Raw genomic sequence first — 19,165 nt, 5'->3', positions numbered from 1 at the left:
AGTAACTTTGAAAGTTTGTAACTACAGGGACGTTGTTTTTAATCTCTGATGTCGTATAAGTAAGCCTCGTTGTTGGAGGTAAATGAATTTCTATTGGCTCGGTTATAGCGGGGGTGCCTGATATGGGGGTTGGCCTTCGGGATTTTTATTGTTTCCTCGGGTACCGACTTAAAAGGCTCATAGGGTTCTATGGCAGGATTCGATTGATAATTCCCACTTCTCGATTTAGGCGCGCCTAACGCCATCGACCCCCACGCTGCTAGACCTAAGACGCCAGCCGCATAGTTAAGGGCCGAGCCGATGTTGTTTCGGGTTTCATTTCCGGAAAGGATACTTTCCGTTTGTATCGCCGTGCCAGCCACTGAGAGTAGGGACGAGGCAACCAGCGCGAGCTTGGAGGCTACGATTAAGGCGCTCCCAGCTGTTGTTACCGTTGCCGCCAATGCCGCAGACCCAGCCGCCGCACCCGCACCTACAGCCGCAGCCGCGCCTGCGCCCGCGCCCACAGCTGAACCGGCTCCCGCCACGGCGGCAGCCACCGCAGGCGCAGCCAGACCGCCCGTGATTACAATCGCCACTGTCGCGGCCACGGCGGCGAAAAAGATGCCAAACCCGATGCCGACCCAGCCCCATGTGCCGATCTCAAAGCGTGGTGAGATCACATGCCGCTCAAGCTCCTGCCGCGACTGGCTGGTACCGCTGTAACCGGTGCTGTAGTGCCCTGTAGGGTCGCGGAAGGTCACCGGGTTGCCCTGGCAATAGGCGTAATAGTTCAGCCCCCCTTCGCCAAACGGGCTCAGCGAGTCCGGGCTGTGGAAGCGCATCAGCATCGGGTTGTAGGCGCGATAGCCGTTGCCCAGCAGGTACCAGCCGCTGTCCGGGTCAAGCGCCTCCCCGTTGTAGCCCAGCGCAGCGAGCGTGGGGTCGTCGCTGTGGCCTTCGCCGTAGGCCGTGTAGCGCGTGGCCCGCGTGCTACCGGCCTGGCTTTCGGCAATCACGCTGTGGCTGGCACTGGTGTGCAGCAGCAACGGTGAGTGCGCACCTTTGCCGCTTTGCTGCACACCCAGGGATTGCTCGCCGTGGTGCAGGTACAGGGTCTGCACGCCGTCACGCACGGCCAGGCGCAAACGTTGACCGTCATGCAGCAGCAGCGTGCGCTTGCCGGCGTCGTGGCGACTGACCAGCAGGCCATGGCCGTCATAGCCATAGGTATCGGGCTGGCCCGCAGCGTTCAGGCCCAGCAACCGGTTCTGGCTGTCATAGCGGACCGGGCGGCCACGCTCGTCGCGGGTCAGGTTGCCGTTGGCGTCGTAGCTGAAGTAAGGATCGGGCTCGGTACGCGCAGGTGTGTACTTGATGCGTTGCAGCTGGCAGGGGTCGCGCTCTGCATGAATGAACTCGGCCCTTTCCGGGCGGGCTCCGCCGCTGAAACTGGTAAGCGTGGTCAGGATGTTGTTGAAGGCATCGAAGGTGAACACCTGTGATTCGATGCTCCGGCCCAGCGCATCGCGAGGCAGGTCCGGCCCCTTGCAGGTGTGCCGGACCAGGCGCGCATGGGTGTCGTAACCAAAGCCTTCTTCAAGGCGCAAAACACCCGCGACATGCAGCGTGCGGCTGAGCATCAGGTTATCCGCGCCCCAGACTGACTCTTGGAGGCGATCTGGCTGACCGCTCTGTCGCCAGGTGCGTTTGGTTTCGTGATCGTGATCATCGTATTCGATCGTCGTTACAAGCGCATGGGCGCCGGTCCGGTCGTGGCTGGTGATCACTTGCACGCGGCCCAGGTCATCGTATTCAAAGATGGCTTCCAACTGGCCCTGCAGCGTGGATTTCAGGTGACCATTCGGGTAGTACTCGTTCGCGGTCGTTAAACCATTGGCTTCATGTGTACTCATCAACCGGTTTCGCAAGGTGTTGACGTGGGTCCTGCTCCAGGACTTGCCTGTGTACACGTCATCCCAATGTTCTGCAGTCAGCTGGTTGGCGATGTTGTAATCGAAACGTCGTTTGCCTTGGCCGTTGTCGCTGCTAAGCAGGCGTGCGCTGGTGGCGTGGTAGTCGAAGCGGGCGTGGTCTTCGGGCGCGTTGTTGCTGGTCGGCATGTCGGTGAGCTGCAGGTTGTAATCCAGCTCGATGGTCTCGCCAGCAGGGGTAATGTGCTGGCGTGGCCTGCTTTCGCCTTCGCGGAACACGAAGTATTCGGTCCGCCCCCCTGTGGTAGCACCGACCAGTCGGTCCAGCCCGTCGTGGTACTGCGTGCCAATCTCGCGGGCGGGTAACAAGGCGTTCGCCGGGGTGACCACCAGGCTGGCGGGCAGCTCTTCGGTGGAGTGCTCGGCATAGGTACGGGTGAGCCGGGTCTTGTTCGGCTGGCTAGTGACCAGCATGCGGCCCCAGGGGTCGTAGGTAAAGGTTGTGGTGTAGTTGCGCTCGTCCGTTTCGCTCAGGGCGTGCCCGAGGCCGTCATAGCTGTACCTGCGCTCGCCGAGCAGCTCGTCGAAGGCATCCAGGCGCTTGCGCCGCACGGGCTTGTTGAACAGGTTGAGCCAGGTTTCGGTCTTGCCGCTGATCGCACGCGCCACCTGGGTTACCCGGGTTTTGACACCGTTGCGGGTCTTTGTCCGGGTGCGTGATTGCAGCTTGCCGCCTTCGCGCCAGGTGTAACGGATGGCGCCTTTGTGAGCGGCATTCCCGATAGGGTCGAGCACGTCGTGTTGTTCAACGCCATCCGGGCCAATGGTGCAGCATTGTTCACCCCAATCGTCGTACCTCAGGCTGTTGGTCAAGGTCAGGAACTGGCTACCTTGCAGCCAGTCGGTAACGGTCTCCCGGACTCGGTTGCCGAAAGCGTCGTACTCAAGGGCCATGACTTCGAAAAAACTGCCCGGACGGGAGGGGTGGACGTTGTCCCGCTGCTCAAGGACAGGCCTGCCCAGGCCGTCCAGTACCGTCTCGGTGGTAATACCGCGCGCGTTGGTCACACGATGGCGGGCGATGTCCCCGTCGCGGGCACACAGTTCATAGGCATAGCGTCTGCCTGCCACGAAGTCGGTTCCCGGCGATACCCGCTCACGGGTAACCCGGCGCAGGGCATCGTGTTCCCGATGGATCTGCACGCCGTTCTCATCGCTTTCGAACACCGTCTCACCGACCAGCAGCGAACGCATTTCAGCGGTTGTGCGACGCGTGCCGTCATAACCGATGAGCGTAGTGCGGGTTTCCAGAACCGGGTGTTTGCCGAGCGGGTCGACCATCGGCTTGAACTGATACTGGGTGGTGGTTTCCAGCTTGTTGCGTTTGACCGTTTGTTGGTAGCGGCGGCCATGCAGCAGGCTGGCTAAGGGCGCATCGATGTAGTTGCTCACGGTTTGCGCGAGCACCTCTGCCGGGTTGGCTTCATCCACCAGTGTCTCAGTGTGCTCGACAACCATTGGGTTGAGCGTGATGGTAGTGCTCGCCAGCGGACTCAGCGCACGATACTGATAGTGGTGGGTGAGGGTGGGGGTTGGCCCGTCTGCGTCGCTGGACGGGGTGGTGGTTCGGCTCTTGAGGTGGCGGACGAAACCATTGGCATCACCTGGGTAGCCGTCTTCAGGGTCCAAGCCATACCAGGTATTGGTCTCGGTCACGCCGCTGGCGAGTTTGCGCCAGGTGATGTTGCCATGGATGTCGTATTTGGTTTCTACGGTTTCCAGGCGGCTGCGGGTAATGTCGTTGGCCAAGGACCAGCGGACCTGCTCCCGGATTGGTATCTGCAGGGTTGGTGCTTGCTCGTCGAACGAGCCCGGCTTGAGGTTGTAGGTGGTGGTGACTTCATGAACGCAGTTGTTCTGTACGGTTTTGGTGGCGGTCAGCAGGTGGAAGCGGTTGAAGGTACGGGTGACGACCTGCAGTGGGTTGGTGTCTGCGCCCGATAAGGTTTCGACGGTCTGGTACTCATAGTCGCCCGAATACTTGTAGAGGTTGTCCAGCCCGTCGTCACTCCAGCTAATACCACTGCCAAAGCCCAGGAAATTATGCGAACCCGGGTAGGCATAGGCTCGCTGAAACGCGGGTTGGCCCTGACCTGGCTCGACGATGTGGCGGTTAACACGGGGCAAGGCCAGGGGGCGGCTGGTACCCGGGAACTGATGCCCGCCATCTTGATAAAGCAGGTGCTCCCGGGCGCCGGTAGGGGTCTCGACCTTGCTCAGGCACAGATGGTCGAGCACCTGCCTGTATTCCAGGCGCCAGCTTGCCTGCTCGGCAGTTGGCAGAACGATCGAGTCGACCCAGTCGGTGTTGATCAGGTTCATCACATAGCGGGCGACGGGCTGGCCGTCGTCGCCCTGGTAAGGCCGCTCGCGCAACTCGATGCGGCCATCCTTGCGTTCGATTTCCAGAAGGATCTGCCCGCTGCCATCGGTGATCGAACTGAGCATCATGTATGCCGGGTTGAAGGGCTGGTACGCGAGGCTGACCTTATGCCCTGTTGCCGAATAGATCTCTACCGGCAGCGCGATGCGCCCCGTCATGCTGCCCATTTCTTCAAGAACTTCCACCACACCGGAACGGTGTACCACCCGATAGCGCGCGTTGCCGCCAGGCCCGGCGGGTTCGCGATACAAATGAAAGTGCGCCAGCCGCTGCTCGCGCATTTGCAGGCGGTTGCCGACGCTGCCGGTGACTTTGAAGGTTTCGCCGGTATAGGTGGCGATGACCTGGTTGTGTGCAGTGAACTGGGTCAGTGACAGGTTCCAGCCTCTGCCCCAGCCAGAGTCGCTCTTGTTGAGCGGGCTGAAGTGGAGGCTGAGTTCTGGATCGGGGCCCTGGAAGTTATTGGCATGCAACGCTGGAAGTTTGACCGACAAGGTGTACTGGCCCGTGCGCGTATCGACACCGTTTTCCATGGAACTCATGAAGTTAAGGGCGTTGGAGTGAAGTGAAGGTTCTGAACTCATGGAGGTGTCTCTCACTGTGCATGAGGAATGAACAAAGGCGTTTCAATTTCATTTGCGCCCGGGCCGTACAGGGCAGCGCAACGGCTGCGACATGGGGCGACAGTAGATGAAGTTGCGTGGGCTGGCACCTAGCAGTTTTGTCAGGTGTCGACCGGCAGGGCGGGTGTTATATCTAGTTCAACTTGCCGATTGGCCGTGGTTTGCAACGGAGACACAATAATGGAAATGCCAGAGGTCGAGCACCTTGATGAACGGAGCAACTCAGTCAACTTGGATGAACTAGGCCTGGACGCGCTGTCGACCTGGATCAACTACCCCGGTATCGCTGTGGGGCAATACATACATGTCAACTGGCGGGGGTGCAGGGCAGACAATACGGTCGATGATATTTTTGGCGCTCGCCAAGTCCTTCGCCTGGATCCCGACAAGGGCTGGATGTTCTCTGTATCAAACGACCGGATCACCGCCTTGCGCGGAGGGCAAGTCTTCTACTCGTACATGCAAGTAACGTCAGCAGGCGACCCGCTGAGCGAGGAGTCCAAGCGTCGGGCCTTCTATGTTCAGCGGCCGGACGATGGCTACTGGTCATTGGCTGTTCCCCATCTTCAAGACGCCCACGAGTGTGTAATTGATGCCAGTGAGTTGAACACTGAAGGCGTGCTGTTGGCGACAGCGCCTTATGCGGCCATGAGTAAAGGTGATGAGATTACCCTGATCTGGACGCCCTTCTATGACGAGTTTGCGGAAGGCACGCCGGTTCAGCAGAAACATGTGGTCGAGGAACGTGACATCGGCCAACCACTGTTGTGGCATCTGGAATATGGCGATGTCTACAACTATCTGTATGGTTACGGGTTGTTGCAATACTCCATCAAGTTCGCCAATGGCGCTTCCATTTCATCTCCGGTGCAGCGCTTCGATATCGTCTGGCCCGAACCTACCGATCCGCCACTCGCGCCACTGTTGCGGGCACCCAGCATTGACGGGTTTACGGGTGGTGCCCTGGACCCCGATGACGATGCCTACCAGGACGGGGTTTGGTTGGAACTGGAAGATGACCCGAACTTGCAGGTGAGCGACTCACTGATGCTCTACGCAGTAGGCCCTGAAGTGACATTGCGGGGTGTGCGCGCAGATGTGAGCTCTCTGGAAGGTGGGCGGATTGCCGTGCGGTTGGACCGCGCGTGGCTGCAGAGTGACGAGAACCGCGGCAAGCAGGTCGCTTTCAGCTATGAATTTGCGCGGCAAGGTGTGCAGAAGCGCTCTGAGGTGCTCACCGTGATATTGCAACGCAAACTGCACCTTCCCCTGCCGGTGATCACACATGCAACGCAAGAGCCCGGTGACGACTCTCACCAGGGCACGGTCCACCCACGCAACCTGAACAATGGTGCTGAAGTAAGAATTCCACCGGATGCAGAACTCGCCGAGGGAGAGCTGCCGGCGCCGCAGGTCAACATGCACTGGGAGGGACACGGCAGTACAGGGGGCGCCATTGTGCCACAGCCTGCTTCCGGCGACCGGCGCTTGTTCAAGGTGCCGCGATCGGCAATGGCTGCCAACCTGGGCAGGCGGCTTGAAGTGTATTACACGCTCACGCGCTCCGGCGAGACGTCTCGGGAGTCGGAAAAGTTCGACCTGCGGGTGGCCGATTTCGGTACTGAAAACTACCCCCTTATTCAGGTTGCTGGTGTCGAGAATCGGCAATTGTCGTTGAGCAAAGTGCCAAAGGACGGCGCCAGGTGCACGCTGGATAGTTGGAGTTTCATGGCAGAAGGGCAGCAACTTGGCATCGAGGCAGAGGGCTCTCCGAAACCCGGTAAGCCCGCCACGCATGTTCTACGTCCGCGTACGGCCGAAGTGAGTGAAGATGAGTATTACGAGGGTGGTATTGAAGCGCTGCTTCCCAAACAGTTTCTCGATGGCCTCAATCTTAATAGTACGTTGAGGCTGACAGCATCTGCCAGTTTCGATGATGGTGAGACTTGGCGGGACTTCCGCTCAGTCGATATAGAACTGATTGGCTGAAAACATAATTTGATTCGGAGGTGACTTGTGTCGACTAATTCGAAGGCGGCGCTGCTGGAGTGGTTCAATTCCGGTGATCGCATGCTTAATTGCGATTCGATTTTTGCCATTGACAAGAACAAGGCCAACGCCTTGTTGACCCAGGAATACATTAGGCGTTTCCACACCGGTTCGTACCTGAGCCCGGTCAATGGCGAAACGCCTCCGGATAACGGTTATAAAGTTTACATGCAAAACTTTATGCTGGATCATCCGCGCTTGTCATTTGATAACGCCGAAATTACCAGTTCGCGAGCCAGCCTGCGCATGAAGATTGTTGGCGGCAACCAAGTCGGTTTAAAGCAGGTCGGCGCCCATTGGTACCCCCAGCGCATTGATCGGATTGAACCCCTGGTGGGCCCGGAGTTGCGCCTGCGGCTTGAGCTGACAGACGTACCAGGCTATGTGAGTGAAGAGGCCAACCTGATCCTCGATTTGCGTAACAGTGATGATTTCGTGTTGACCTTCTCCGATTCCAGACGTATTCGGGAACTGGGAGGCGACTTTTTCAAGACATTGTTCAGGGCGTTGCCCGACTCGAAGCGTATCTGGTCGCTGGGGCGTATCGAGCACGGTGATGATGAACTGCTTCGACCCGAGTCGTTCCGACTGTTCACTCAGCGCAATCCTGCAGTCGAGCTATCACCGATGGACGACGGTGATGAGGATGTTGACGGTGCGGTACTGGGATTGGTCAGCATGGTTGCTGGCACCGGGAAACCGGATACACCAGGGCCGGAATATCGCTACTTGATCCCTGATGACAGTGACGATTATTCGGCGAGTGTTGTTTTCGAGCGTTCACGCGTCGCGCTTGCGACCGTGATGAGACACCTTCCGCGTGACATTTTCAAAGATGTCGAGTTCAAGCTTGAGCGGACGCCTGATGGTGGGCTGTCAGCAATCGCAACAGCGGGTGAGCTGAGGATGGATGCAGAGATCATGTCCCCCAGCTACGAAAAAACCACCAGCTATGGACGCGTTCACTGTGTAGCTGGAGTTTTGGTGCATACCAAGAGCACTCCCCTTGCAGGAATTCTGAAAATTGATGTGACGGGAGATCGCGTCACGCTGGAAATTGTGAGTCCTCGGAGTGAGGTCATCACGTTGGTGACCGGTTACACGGAAATCATCCACGAGCCGGGCCCTTGGATAAACCCAGATTGGGTCAAAGCGTGGTGGAAGGCTGACACCAGTTTCGAAGTACGCGGCGAATGGCGGATGAAGGACCTTCAAGGCGCCCGGTTGGAGTTGTCCAGTTTTACCACAGAAACAGGAGTTAACAGGAACGCTGAGCGAGTTCCTCCATTTGGACCTGACCCGGGCCGTGAGCTGGATTTGGAGCATGGCTTGTTTGTCCTGTATCTCGCCAGCAATGGCTTCTACCAGCTTTTGAGATCCAAAGCCTATGGGCCTATCAGGGACGCGCTCGCCAAAGACTTGGCTTCCAACTTCCGTATGGATGAGGTGGTCGAGAACACCATCAAGCTGAACTTCGGCGGCGCAATAGTGAGCCGCGAGCAGCACATGCTCCGTGACATCGTGTGTTTCGGCCATGTTGACCCACGGTCGACCACGTTCACCGTGATACCGCTGGAAAAAATCCTGGTCCAGGGCGACAAGTTGCAGCTTGCGTGCGTTCCTGCGCAACCCGGTGTGAAGTGGTCGGCCGAGTCGGTTGAGGGGGCGACGGACGATGCGGGCCATTTTGACCAGAACACCCACGGCTTGTATCTGGCGCCGGGCAGCACAGGCATCAAGGGTGAATTCACGCGCGTTCGGGTTACTGCCACTGATCCGGTCACCGGGTTTTTCAGTTCTGCCCTGCTCACCGTGGTCAAGCACGCCCTCCAGGTCAGCCCTTTGCTGGAGGTGTGTCAAGCGGGCGACGAAGGGGTCAGCCTGAAGGCAGATCACGTAGCGGGTGGTGATCTGCAGTGGCGCATTTTGGGCTCACAACCCTTTGGTCAGTTGGCTCATACGACGGGCAAGGCCAACACCTATCGACCTGGCGCGGACGTGGCGGGTAAATCGTTCGTGGTCGAGGAGGTAGAGGTCAGCAACAGGCTGACCGATGAGCGTCGAACGCTGTGTATGGTCACCCAGATGACCGGAAACCGCCCCGCCGACGTGCTTGTGGACAAGCGCGATGACACGTTGGGCAGAGTCTGGCTATCGATCAGTGCGGGGGGGATGTCCGGTGTCAGTGAGCTGACCGTCGTGCATGGCCCGGGCCGGATCGACACTGACCAGGCCGGCAAACCTTATTACCAGGCAACTGCCGAGAGCTCCGCACATTTCTGCGTGGTCCGCGCCTTCTGGGAGCCCATGCCGGGGTTCCCCTTCAACTTCGAGGGTTTCATCGTGTTGCCGCTCCCGCTCGGTGCGCACGTCAACGCTTATCAGGCCCTCGAACAGTCTGCACAACGCGTATTGCGCCGTTAACGGGGCCGCATTCACGTACACGAATGCAGTCCAGCACTTCAATGGAACAGGGCTAAATCATGGCTACCAATTATCTGTCGGTCATCACGGCTTGGATGAAGCAGCAAACAAGCCATCTGAACTGGGACCTCACATTTGCCACACGTCCCGAGCAACTGAACCACCTGGTCGAGCAGGCCCACTACAGCCTGGAAGATAGCGTCCGGGACGATATCGAAGGCGAGATCGCCCTGCCGGGTTCCGGCGTCACTCACATCCTGACGGGCTACCGCATGGGGCCGCCATTACTGGTGGCCATGCAGGCAGCGCATGCCTCGGCAAAAGTCCAGCAACGTATCGCCCTGGACGGTGGTACTCACCTGATCGTGGACAAGGTAGACGGCCTGCTCGGCCTGGCGGTGCATGATGTGCTGGACCCATTGCCCGTGTCCCAGGCATTGGTGCTTGGCACCGATGCCCAGGGCGTCAGGGCCGACCTGCGCGAGGGCACTGATACCGAACTCGATCTGGGCGGCGGGCTACCCCAGCGCCTGGCCGCCGGGCGCTTCTTCAAGGATGTGCTCAGCGGGGTGGGCAGTGCCCGGCAAGTCTATCCGTTGGTGACGTTCGGGCCGCAGCCCAGCAACCCTTACCTGCAAGTGCGCCGCAGTGAAGTACGCACCCATGTCAGCAAAGCCAACGGCAATCCCGCCTTAGTCATATTTGCAGGCGTAAACAACGGGCCGACGGGCAACCTGCCTGGCGAGGACTCCGGGTTCCCTTTCCTGCTCCCTGACGACCTGGAGCAACCAGTCAGCAGCAGTGTGTTGTTGACTTCGCGCTTCCTGCATCGGGCTGCCTACGGTGTCGGCCTCGCGCATATGCTTGAAGGTGGGGCGTTCGACGCCACGCACGACACCGACAACAACCTGCAGCGCCTGGATGCCAAGGCTGGCCTGCTGCGTGTGCACCCGAGCACATACGAAGGCAACAGTCATGAATTCAAATGTGATGGGTTCGACATTGCCGTGGCCGGCGCGCCGCTTGCTGCCGATACCCACCAGCGTATCGCCAGTCAGCATGGCCAGGGATGTTGCTGCTGCGCATCAGCCCTGAGCAATGTTCAGGGCCAGGAGCCTCAGGCCGATTTCCAATCGCCCCTGAGTATCTCGTTCGAGCGCGACGAAGTGCGTCAGCACTGGAAGTCCTATTGCACCCTGCCTCTGAGCTACAGACCCAAGTCGGGTGGAGCCTGGCGGACGCACGCGGCGACCTTCCAGTTCGACCTGCAAACCCTGTTCTACCTGAATGAACCGACATCATCCGAGGAAAGCGCTGGCGGCATGCTGCTCGGGCAAGTGATGTGGCCATGGCAACAGGCGGCCGAAGTGACCCCCGTCAGCGGGCTGCCGAACGACATGCCAGCCGAGCTGCGCGATGAGACCTGCGCGTTTGTCGCGTACGTGATCAAGCAGGCAGTGCTGGAAGGCCTGGCCAAGCAGTTGACTGCGTTGATTCCGGAGCAAGTGCTGGGCGGCGTAACGTTGGCAGGGTGGCACCAGCTCGCGCCTTTCCGGCACGAAGTGCCCGATGGCATGGCCCTGTTTGCCGGTCACGGCGGCGTTGCAGGTTTTCGAGTCGTCGATCCGCCCCTGAAACTGGCCCCGGCGCAGCGGCACACCTTTACCGTCGATCCGCCGCTGGAAGAGGTGACATGGTCGTTGCGGGCGCTTCCTGGCAGCGTCGGCGACCTTGGCCGGCTCGATCCCGCTACCGGTGACTATCGGGCGCCTCCAGCGCATGCCATGGGGGACGATTCGATGCGTGCCATGGTCGTCGCCACTCACTCGAAAACCGGTGCGCACAGCACCACGCTGGTCACCGTGGTGCCCTCTGCAATGACGGTCAACCCACTGGTTCAGGTGTGCTACTTCAATGACACGTTTCCCCTGACGGCCGGCACGCTGGACGGCGTCCTGAAGTGGTCTGTGGCAGATGCGGACGAGGAAGGACGCGGTTCGGTAGTGCCTGACGTGGGCAAGCGTTGCACTTACATCGCAGGTGCCAAGGTGGAAGGCAACCAGACCTATGTGCTCGACGAAGTCAGGGTGCGCAATGAGCTGACAGACGAGACGCGCTCGATCTACGTGCTGGTGCGCCAGCGCGGCCCGGAAATGACGGTGACGCTTGCCCAGCAGCAAGACGGCAAGTGGCACTTGCAGGGGCGCGCCTACGGTACTGACCTGCAGGGCGTGGAGTGGACGCTGCCGATCGCGGGTACCGGCACGATCGATGGCGAAAACAACGACTGCTACACCCCGCCCTCTGATGATTCCGATGCACGCTTCACCCTGATCATCGGCAAATGGGTGCTACCGGGTACCGAGTTCATTTTCGAAGGCCACCTGCTGCTACAGCTGCCTTTGTCCCTTCATTTCGCAGCCATGCGGCGCGCTGCCAATCCGGCCGGCCTGCGCGTGGCCCCTGCACCATCGTTTGGAGGTTGATGCCATGTCCAATTCATTGGAAGAACTGCTTGAAAAAATGCGTCAAGGTTCGGTGACGCTGGGCTGGGGCGCAGTCGCAGCTTACAGCCGCCCCCAGCTCAATCGCTTGCTGGAGCAGCAGTACCTGCAACGCCTTGCGGAGAACAACTTTCTTCCGCCGTTCAGCGACATACTGAAACGCACGGCACCAGGCCAGACAGTCTCGGTGGCAGGGCTCGAGTTCGGCACACCTTTGTTGTCATTCAGCAGCGCCTCTGTCAGCAACTCCAGGGCCACGCTGACCATGAACATCATCGCAGGCACGCTGACCTTCAACGGGGAACTGCTGCGCAGCTACGTGATCACCGAAGCGCAGGGGCACTCGCTGTCGATGGAGGTCGACCTGGAAACCGTTCGCGGTGAGGTCGCCCCCTATGGTCGGGTCGCGCTGAACCTGGCCAGGGGAGCAAAATTCACCAGCGATCTCTTTGATGACGAGGACAAGGACCATCTTCACCAGCAGCTGGACAAGGCACTGGGAGCCTGGCTAGGTGACATGCCTGCGCGCTGCGTGATGTTTGAACTGGGCACGGTGGACTTCGCCGGTTACGACGAACTGACCCCTACCAACTTCATTCTGCGCACCCAGGCGGCCCCCGGTGCGCGTATCAGAAGCGCGGACAATTACGGTGATGGCGCAGTGTTGGTGTTCATGCGCTTGCGTGGCAACGCGAGTGATGGCCAACAACCTGATGAAACGTACCCCTTTCTGCTCCCCGATGGCGACTATTCGGCCACGCTGGTGCTGAACAAGGACCTGTTGGGCTATGCCTCCGAAGAAGGCGTCGAGCTTCTCGCCACCCTGCTGTTTCCGGAGCTCAATGCCTTCGTCAAGAAGGAAGACCACACGCCGCTGGATCGGGCCCTTTTCGGCAACATAAATCCGTTGCTCATGAGCTTGAAGGTAAAGCCGACCATGGGTACGGTCGTACCGGCCGGCAAAACGCAGCAGTTCGTGCTGCACGATGGTGAGGACAAGGTGCTGAAAGCCAGCGCTTGGTCAGCGCTCAACCCACAAAGCCATGACGACAAAGGGCATGGCACGATCAACGCCAATGGCCTTTACACTGCCCCTGCTGCGGATGAGGTGGGGGAGGATGTGCTGACCGTCATCATCACAGCGGAATTCAAGAAAGGTAACGATACCTACAAGGCCTCTGCGCGCTTGCTGGTGACATCGGCGCAGGTACTGCCGATGCCCGTTGCCGGCGCCTATCAGCCCACACAGAGTGCAAGAGGGATAGACGTGTGGAACGCGGGCAATGATCAGGTCAGGTTCCGCATGCTGGGCCAGCCGTTGGGCGAGCTGGCGTATGTGGGCGGCGGGCGATCAAGGTTCGTACCTGGTAAACAAGCCCGCCGACGCGTCATGAGTGTGCAGGAACTGCAGGCCGAGTCAGCGGAGCAGAACCGAACTGCGCTGGTGCTGGTTCACAACCAGCCACTGGTGGCGCTCGACCCACCCTTCGTGCCGAAGCAAGCCTTCGGTGGCACTACCCAGCTGCGCGAAGTGAATCGCATCATGCCCAATGAACAGCGGCGCTGGCGAATGTTGTCAGGCCCCGGCGACGTCACCCAGTCGGGACAGTTCACAGCCTCTACACAACGCATACAGCAACCCAACGTGGTGGCCTGCGAAGTGGTGCGCAATAGTGTGGTATTCGCATCAGGCTATAGCGTGCTGAAAGAGACTCCCGTGCAGCCGCTGAGCAGCTGGGTGGCGCTCCAGCGCTTCGCTGTCACGGTTGGCAAAAGCAGCGAGGGCGTGCGTGGGTTAGTCGGCTCCAGTGGCTTCCAGCAACTGGAAATCGAGATCACTGTGGAAACCTTGCAAGCGGATGGCAAGGACTACAAGTTGAGCCCGGCAGAAATTGCCACGATCACGCTCTTCGATCGCGCGGGGCAGAAGATTGCCAGCCTGTGCGACAACGAGGAAGGGATCGGCTCGGTGTATGGCAATGTCTGGCGCACCAGCCTGACGAAGAACCGTTTCATACTGGCCAATGAAGGCTCCACGCAACCTGCCACGCCGCGTGGTCCGGAAGACCGGACCATACGCCAGACGCTATACCTGCACCGCCGCGGAGCATCCGGGTCGCAAGTGTTTTACGCCGGTTTCAAGTCCGCGAGTGGCGTCTGGTTCTACTCCAATGACACCGACCATCGCAACGCCAACATCGAAGTTCAGGTACGGACACCGGAGCCGTTCAAGTCCAGCGATTACACGTTGATTCGCAAGCGTGTTGATGGGGGAGGAGGTGACTTGGGCGGGGCGGACCCGGAAGCTGACGATTTCGACTTGCACCCGGTCACTGAAGATTACTGGTTGCTGGACTTCAGGAACGGAACGTTCTACACAGCAGAATTCATCAAGGCCAACGCAAATGCTGATGACCATTATCTAAATACTTCGATTGCGCGTTGGGAAAGCCCCTACCCCAACGAGCGTTTCCACAGTTACACAGGGTGGATTTTCCAGAATCACGGCGAGCCGGAACCTCGTGCTATTTCCTTCGATAAACTCATCAAGGCTGTCGTGGGTTCGGAAGAATACCAGCGCCCAGTGCGTACGCAATATGAAGCAGGGCTGTTGGTGATCGCCAACTACCGAAATATGAATCGCTACCTAGATGACGTTAGCTGGCGGTATGTGTTGTCTAAGCTGTCAAAGCCGTTGCGCGTGCAGTTGCGTGATGCGCAGGGCAATGTCCACGTGGTGCAAGTCGATTATCTGCCTTCCACCACCATCGGTTCTCGAAACGTATTGGTGCACAGTGTGCCTTCACGGCCAACGGCTGGCGACGACTCGATCATTCGCCTAGTCAACTTTAATGCAGGGGAATCGGTATGAAAACAAAAACGGTTTATGTACTCATGGTTTGTTTTCTTTCGGGTTGCAGTAGCGCATGGGTGGATCAGCAAAGTTCTCCGCAGCAGAACCTGGGTAGGATCGAGTTTGCGGAAAAGATGGATGGCGACCAGCTGCCGGGTGGTAAGCGATGTTCGGTCAGCGTTCCGAGCAAGGGCAACGAACAAACTAAAATGACCGATGCCGGGTGTGGTGATAATGTTGTGAGTTTTTTCAGGTTTGTCGATGTCCCGTCCACGACGGTTGTGCTTTTATCATCTGAAAAGAGGTGTTACGACGGAGATTGGACATTTGGTGTGCAGGCGTACAAGCATCCCACCACCTCGAAGTGGGCGGAAATTCAAGAGCTCAAGAACATGCCAGTAGATACAATTATTCAGGCCGGCCTGATCAAAAGTTACGACCGCTACAGTCATGGGAATATCAAAGGCAAGCTGAGTTGCGCTGTTGTCTACGCGCCAGGAGATAAAGACATGCCCGACGCATCCCATGAGGGCGACCGACCATGAGCGCATCCACCGCTGTGCACTCCAATGCTTTCAATTACGCTGACTATATCGACACCGGTGTCGATTCACGGACCGGTCAATACACCGTATCCATCAGATTGCCCGCATTGAAGGGCAACGACCTTCAGGGCCCGGACTTTGACCTGGCGTTGTTCTACAGCCCCTTGAATGGCGATGATTCCGGTTTCGGTAAAGGCTGGAATCTGCAACTGACGCAAGTGCGCAATAACGTAGTAACGCTGAGCAGTGGTGAGTCTTACAGAATTACCGGCACGTCTTCGTCCACCGGGCGCCTGGAAATGCGCGAGCAGAAGCTGCGGCGCTTCGATCTGTACCCGGAACCTGCAGGGCCCGACGGTGCCGAGCGTTACCGCGTGGAGCATAGCTCCGGCCTGGTCGAGGTGCTGAAGACGATGGGCTCGGGCGCCGGCCAGGTTGCCTTGCCCGTCGAACTGCATTCGCCGCTTGGCCACGTGCTGTACCTGGATTACACGCCTTTCCAGAACGGTCACATGCTACTGAGCGAGGTGTGGGACGAATATGAAACACTGCTGACGTTGCAGCGCGCGGGTAGCCGGGTCGAGATCCTGTGTTATCCCTTTGGCGGCGGCGGCGGCGAGCCGCTGGCGCGCTACGGCATGACCTTGAGCGGCAGCGACTACCGGGTCAGCGAGATTATCCTGCCCACGGCCAATCAGGCGCGTTGGCGCTTCGCCTATCGGGAAGTGCGTGGGCACCTGTGCCTGAGCGAGATGCGCACGCCTTTTGGTGGGCTCGAGCGCATTTTCCACGATGACGCCGGGCACGAATTTCCGTCGAGCGCCAACCGTGCCAACCTGCCCCGAGTCACCCGTCACGAAACGCTGCCCGGTTTTGGCCAGCCTGCCAGCGTGGTGCGCTACGAGTACCCCGGCACGCGCAATTTCATCGGTGGTGGCAGCACTATTCCATGGTCCGATGAAGGGTTGGACAACCTTTATCAGGTAGAGAAGGGGTATGCCTACCAGACCGTGGAGCACCATGAACAGAAGGGTATGGCCGTGCGTACGATCATGCGCACGTTCAATCGTTTTCATCTGCTGACGGTTCAGGATACCGTCAAGGGAGACAAACGGTTGCAGGCGATCAACGTCTATGGTGAGGTGGACGGCTCTTTCGATCAGCAACCGCCATACTTCCAGTTACCCCACCAGGAAACCCAGCGTTGGTCGTGGGTCAGCGACGCCTCCAGGCAACGCGAAGAAACACAGCTGACAACCTACGATACACACGGCAACGTTTTGACTCGCATTCTGCCGAACAAAGTACTGGAGACCAGTGTCTGGTACCAGGCCGCAGAAGAAGGCGACCCGCACGGTTTCGTGCGCAACCTGAAATCCAGGGAGATAAAGCCGGCAGCTACAGGGGCGGGCAGTGCGCCTACCTTGATCCAGCAATACCGGTACAGGGAAATGGCGCCACTGGGCAGCTATTTGAAGAAAGCATGGCGGTTGGTCGAGGTAGAGACGCTGAGCGACCCCGGCGCCGATCCTGACGAATTCCACGAGAAAATCGCCAGTGTCTATTTCGACGCCCCTGCCGAGCCAATGAGCTATGGTCGAGTCCAGCAGCGGACCCTGAGTTACCCGAGCCAGGAGCTGGGCAAGACCCTCGACACCACGACCGAGTACGCTTACAGCCTGCCCAAGGACACCCGTGCCCTGCAGACCTTGGAAACGCTGGTGGGCTTTGACGGTGAAACCAAGACCATTACCTTGCAGCATGGCCTTGAAACGGGTGAGCCGTTGCTCAACCGGGACGACAACGATGTCGAAATTCGCTATGAATACGATGCCTTGCGCCGGGTGACCCGTGAAATCGTGGCGCCAGGCAAGCCAATCGAGGCGAACCGTCGATACAAGTACTTCCTTTGCGCTTATGACAATGAGCAGGCACAGCAGTGGACCTACGACGTCAAACAGGTAGAGACCCATACCTTGTTCGACGGCCTCAGGCGCCCGGTGTTCGAAGAGCGCGAAGACCACGACAGCGCGACCTTTGCCGGTGCATCACGGCCAATTTATCGCGCGCAGTACGACGAACTGGGCCAGTTGACCGAGGAAACCGAGATCGATTGGCTGGGTGATCGCTTGCTCGAATTGACCAGCACCTACGACTACGACGACTGGGGTCAGCAGTACAGCGTCACGCTGCCCTACGGTGTGACCGAGGTCGAGGAAGTCGATCAGGTGGCAAGCAAGGATGGGCCGGTGCATCGTACCTGGCGAGAAGTGGCTGGTGCGCGCTGCAGCGGTATTACCGAGACCTGGCAAAACCTGTTCGAAAAACCGTGGCGGATCGAGCGTTTCAAACTGGACGGCGAGACTGTGGTCAGTTTGCAGATCAATGAGTACGACGGCCTCGGTCGCCTCAGTGCCGAAAAACGGGGGAGCGGTACTGGCCAGCGCATCGATGAATATCGCTATGACGTTTTTGACCGAATTCTGCAACATGACCTGCCGGATCGTGTCAACAAGGTTTATCGTGCGTACGCCCTTCACAGTCGCAACGACCTGCCTGAAAGCATCAAGGTAGGTAATTCCGAGACCAGCGCGCTTCTGCTCGGACTGCAGGAGTTCGATGGCCTCGAGCGGCGTATCAGCGCGACCACGGGGGGGCGTCGGCAGGAATTCAAGTATGCGCCCGGCGAACGGCAACCGCGTTGGGTGAAAGCGGCTGATGGCGAGCTGATCGAGTATCAGTATGACCCTGCATTGGGTGAGGATCCGGTAAGGCGAGTGCTGGCCCGCAATACCGCCCGATTCGACTACGACCCTAAAAACGCCAGGCTGTTGCATTGCGAAGAGGCCGGTGAAGGGGAGGCTTCTCACTATCTGATGGACCGTGACTACTTCCTCGGCAATGGCGAGGTCAGGCATGAGAAGCGGACCGTGGACGGTGAAGCGTTCACCATGGTCTACGACTACAGCTACCGCAGTCGCCTGCTCGGCTACCTGGATGTGCTGAACCAGATGCAATCCTACGAGTATGACGATTTCGGCCGCCTGGTGAAGACTGTGCTGAGCGCGCCGGTGGCTGCGAACTCCCGCTACCGAATGCGTCGTAAGCCAACTGCGCAGCTGGTGCTGCTGACGTCGACGTTCGAGTATGACGAACAGGGGCGCATGGCATCTTATTCCACGCAGGATGTCGTCGCCGGGCAGGCGTTGATCACGCGGCTTGATTACGACGAGTTCGACAGGGAGGTACTTCGTACCTTCGATTTTGGCGACACGCTGCAAACCCTGGAGCAGGATTACGACGAGTTCGATTGCCTGAACTATCGAATCCTGAAACAGCGCGCCATGGGCGCTGACCCAAGCGATGCCGAACTGCTGCGTCATGAAACATACCAGTATGATCGGCGTGGTCGGCTGCAGCTGTACACCTGCGAGGGCCCCGAGGCGCCTGTCGATCCTTCTGGTCAAGTCATTGCCCGACAGACATTCGGCTTCGATGCGGTGGACAACATCATCTCGGTCATCACCCAGAGCCCAGGAGGGGCCCCACAGCGGACACGGTACGAGTTCACCAATACTGACGACCCGGCGCAACTGACCAGGATCCTTCCACCTGCCCCGCAACCGCCAGTCGAACTGGAGTACGACCTGAATGGCAATTTAACCAGGGATGATCAAGGCCGAGTGCTGACCTACGATTCACTCAACCGCCTGCTGCGGGTCGACACCCCCGAGGGTGAACACTGCCTCTACCATTACGACCCCGAGAACATCCTGTCCGGGACCTCGCCTGCCTGAGGGCACACGCTGA

General features: G+C 59.0%; 7 protein-coding genes. 6 read left to right on the top strand and 1 reads right to left on the bottom strand.

Annotation, left to right across the window (positions count from 1 at the left end; translation table 11 throughout):
- Positions 1-38: 38 nt before the first annotated feature.
- Complete coding sequence (locus ACIPZ8_RS16440; protein ID WP_400725135.1) at positions 39-4,940, bottom strand: RHS repeat-associated core domain-containing protein; 4,902 nt, start codon at positions 4,938-4,940, stop codon at positions 39-41.
- 219 nt (positions 4,941-5,159) lie between these two features.
- Here ACIPZ8_RS16440 and ACIPZ8_RS16435 point away from each other — a divergent pair, with 219 nt between their 5' ends.
- The 6 genes from ACIPZ8_RS16435 to ACIPZ8_RS16410 are packed head-to-tail and all read left to right on the top strand — an operon-like array spanning position 5,160 to position 19,152.
- Positions 5,160-6,968 carry a hypothetical protein gene (locus tag ACIPZ8_RS16435; protein WP_400725132.1) on the top strand — a complete coding sequence of 603 codons (1,809 nt, stop codon included), beginning with the start codon at positions 5,160-5,162 and terminating at the stop codon, positions 6,966-6,968.
- A 27-nt stretch (positions 6,969-6,995) separates the two neighbouring features.
- Positions 6,996-9,452, top strand: a complete 2,457-nt coding sequence (locus tag ACIPZ8_RS16430) for a hypothetical protein (protein WP_400725130.1) — start codon at positions 6,996-6,998, stop codon at positions 9,450-9,452.
- A 59-nt stretch (positions 9,453-9,511) separates the two neighbouring features.
- Positions 9,512-11,938 (top strand): hypothetical protein, encoded by a 2,427-nt coding sequence (locus ACIPZ8_RS16425; protein WP_400725127.1) that lies wholly within the window; start codon positions 9,512-9,514, stop codon positions 11,936-11,938.
- Between the two features lie 4 nt (positions 11,939-11,942).
- A complete protein-coding gene (locus ACIPZ8_RS16420; RefSeq protein WP_400725124.1) occupies positions 11,943-14,828 on the top strand; it encodes a hypothetical protein in 2,886 nt (961 codons plus the stop codon).
- Positions 14,825-15,355, top strand: coding sequence for a hypothetical protein (locus tag ACIPZ8_RS16415; RefSeq protein WP_400725121.1), 531 nt, complete (start codon positions 14,825-14,827; stop codon positions 15,353-15,355). The genes ACIPZ8_RS16420 and ACIPZ8_RS16415 overlap by 4 nt, the downstream gene beginning before the upstream one ends.
- Positions 15,352-19,152 carry an RHS repeat domain-containing protein gene (locus ACIPZ8_RS16410; RefSeq protein ID WP_400725118.1) on the top strand — a complete coding sequence of 1,267 codons (3,801 nt, stop codon included), beginning with the start codon at positions 15,352-15,354 and terminating at the stop codon, positions 19,150-19,152. The genes ACIPZ8_RS16415 and ACIPZ8_RS16410 overlap by 4 nt, the downstream gene beginning before the upstream one ends.
- Positions 19,153-19,165 lie beyond the last annotated feature (13 nt).

This window comes from Pseudomonas sp. NPDC089422 (genome assembly GCF_044749405.1).
Taxonomy (GTDB): Bacteria; Pseudomonadota; Gammaproteobacteria; order Pseudomonadales; family Pseudomonadaceae; genus Aquipseudomonas.
Note: the sequence above shows the minus strand (reverse complement) of the source record. Positions and strands in the feature narration are given on the sequence as shown.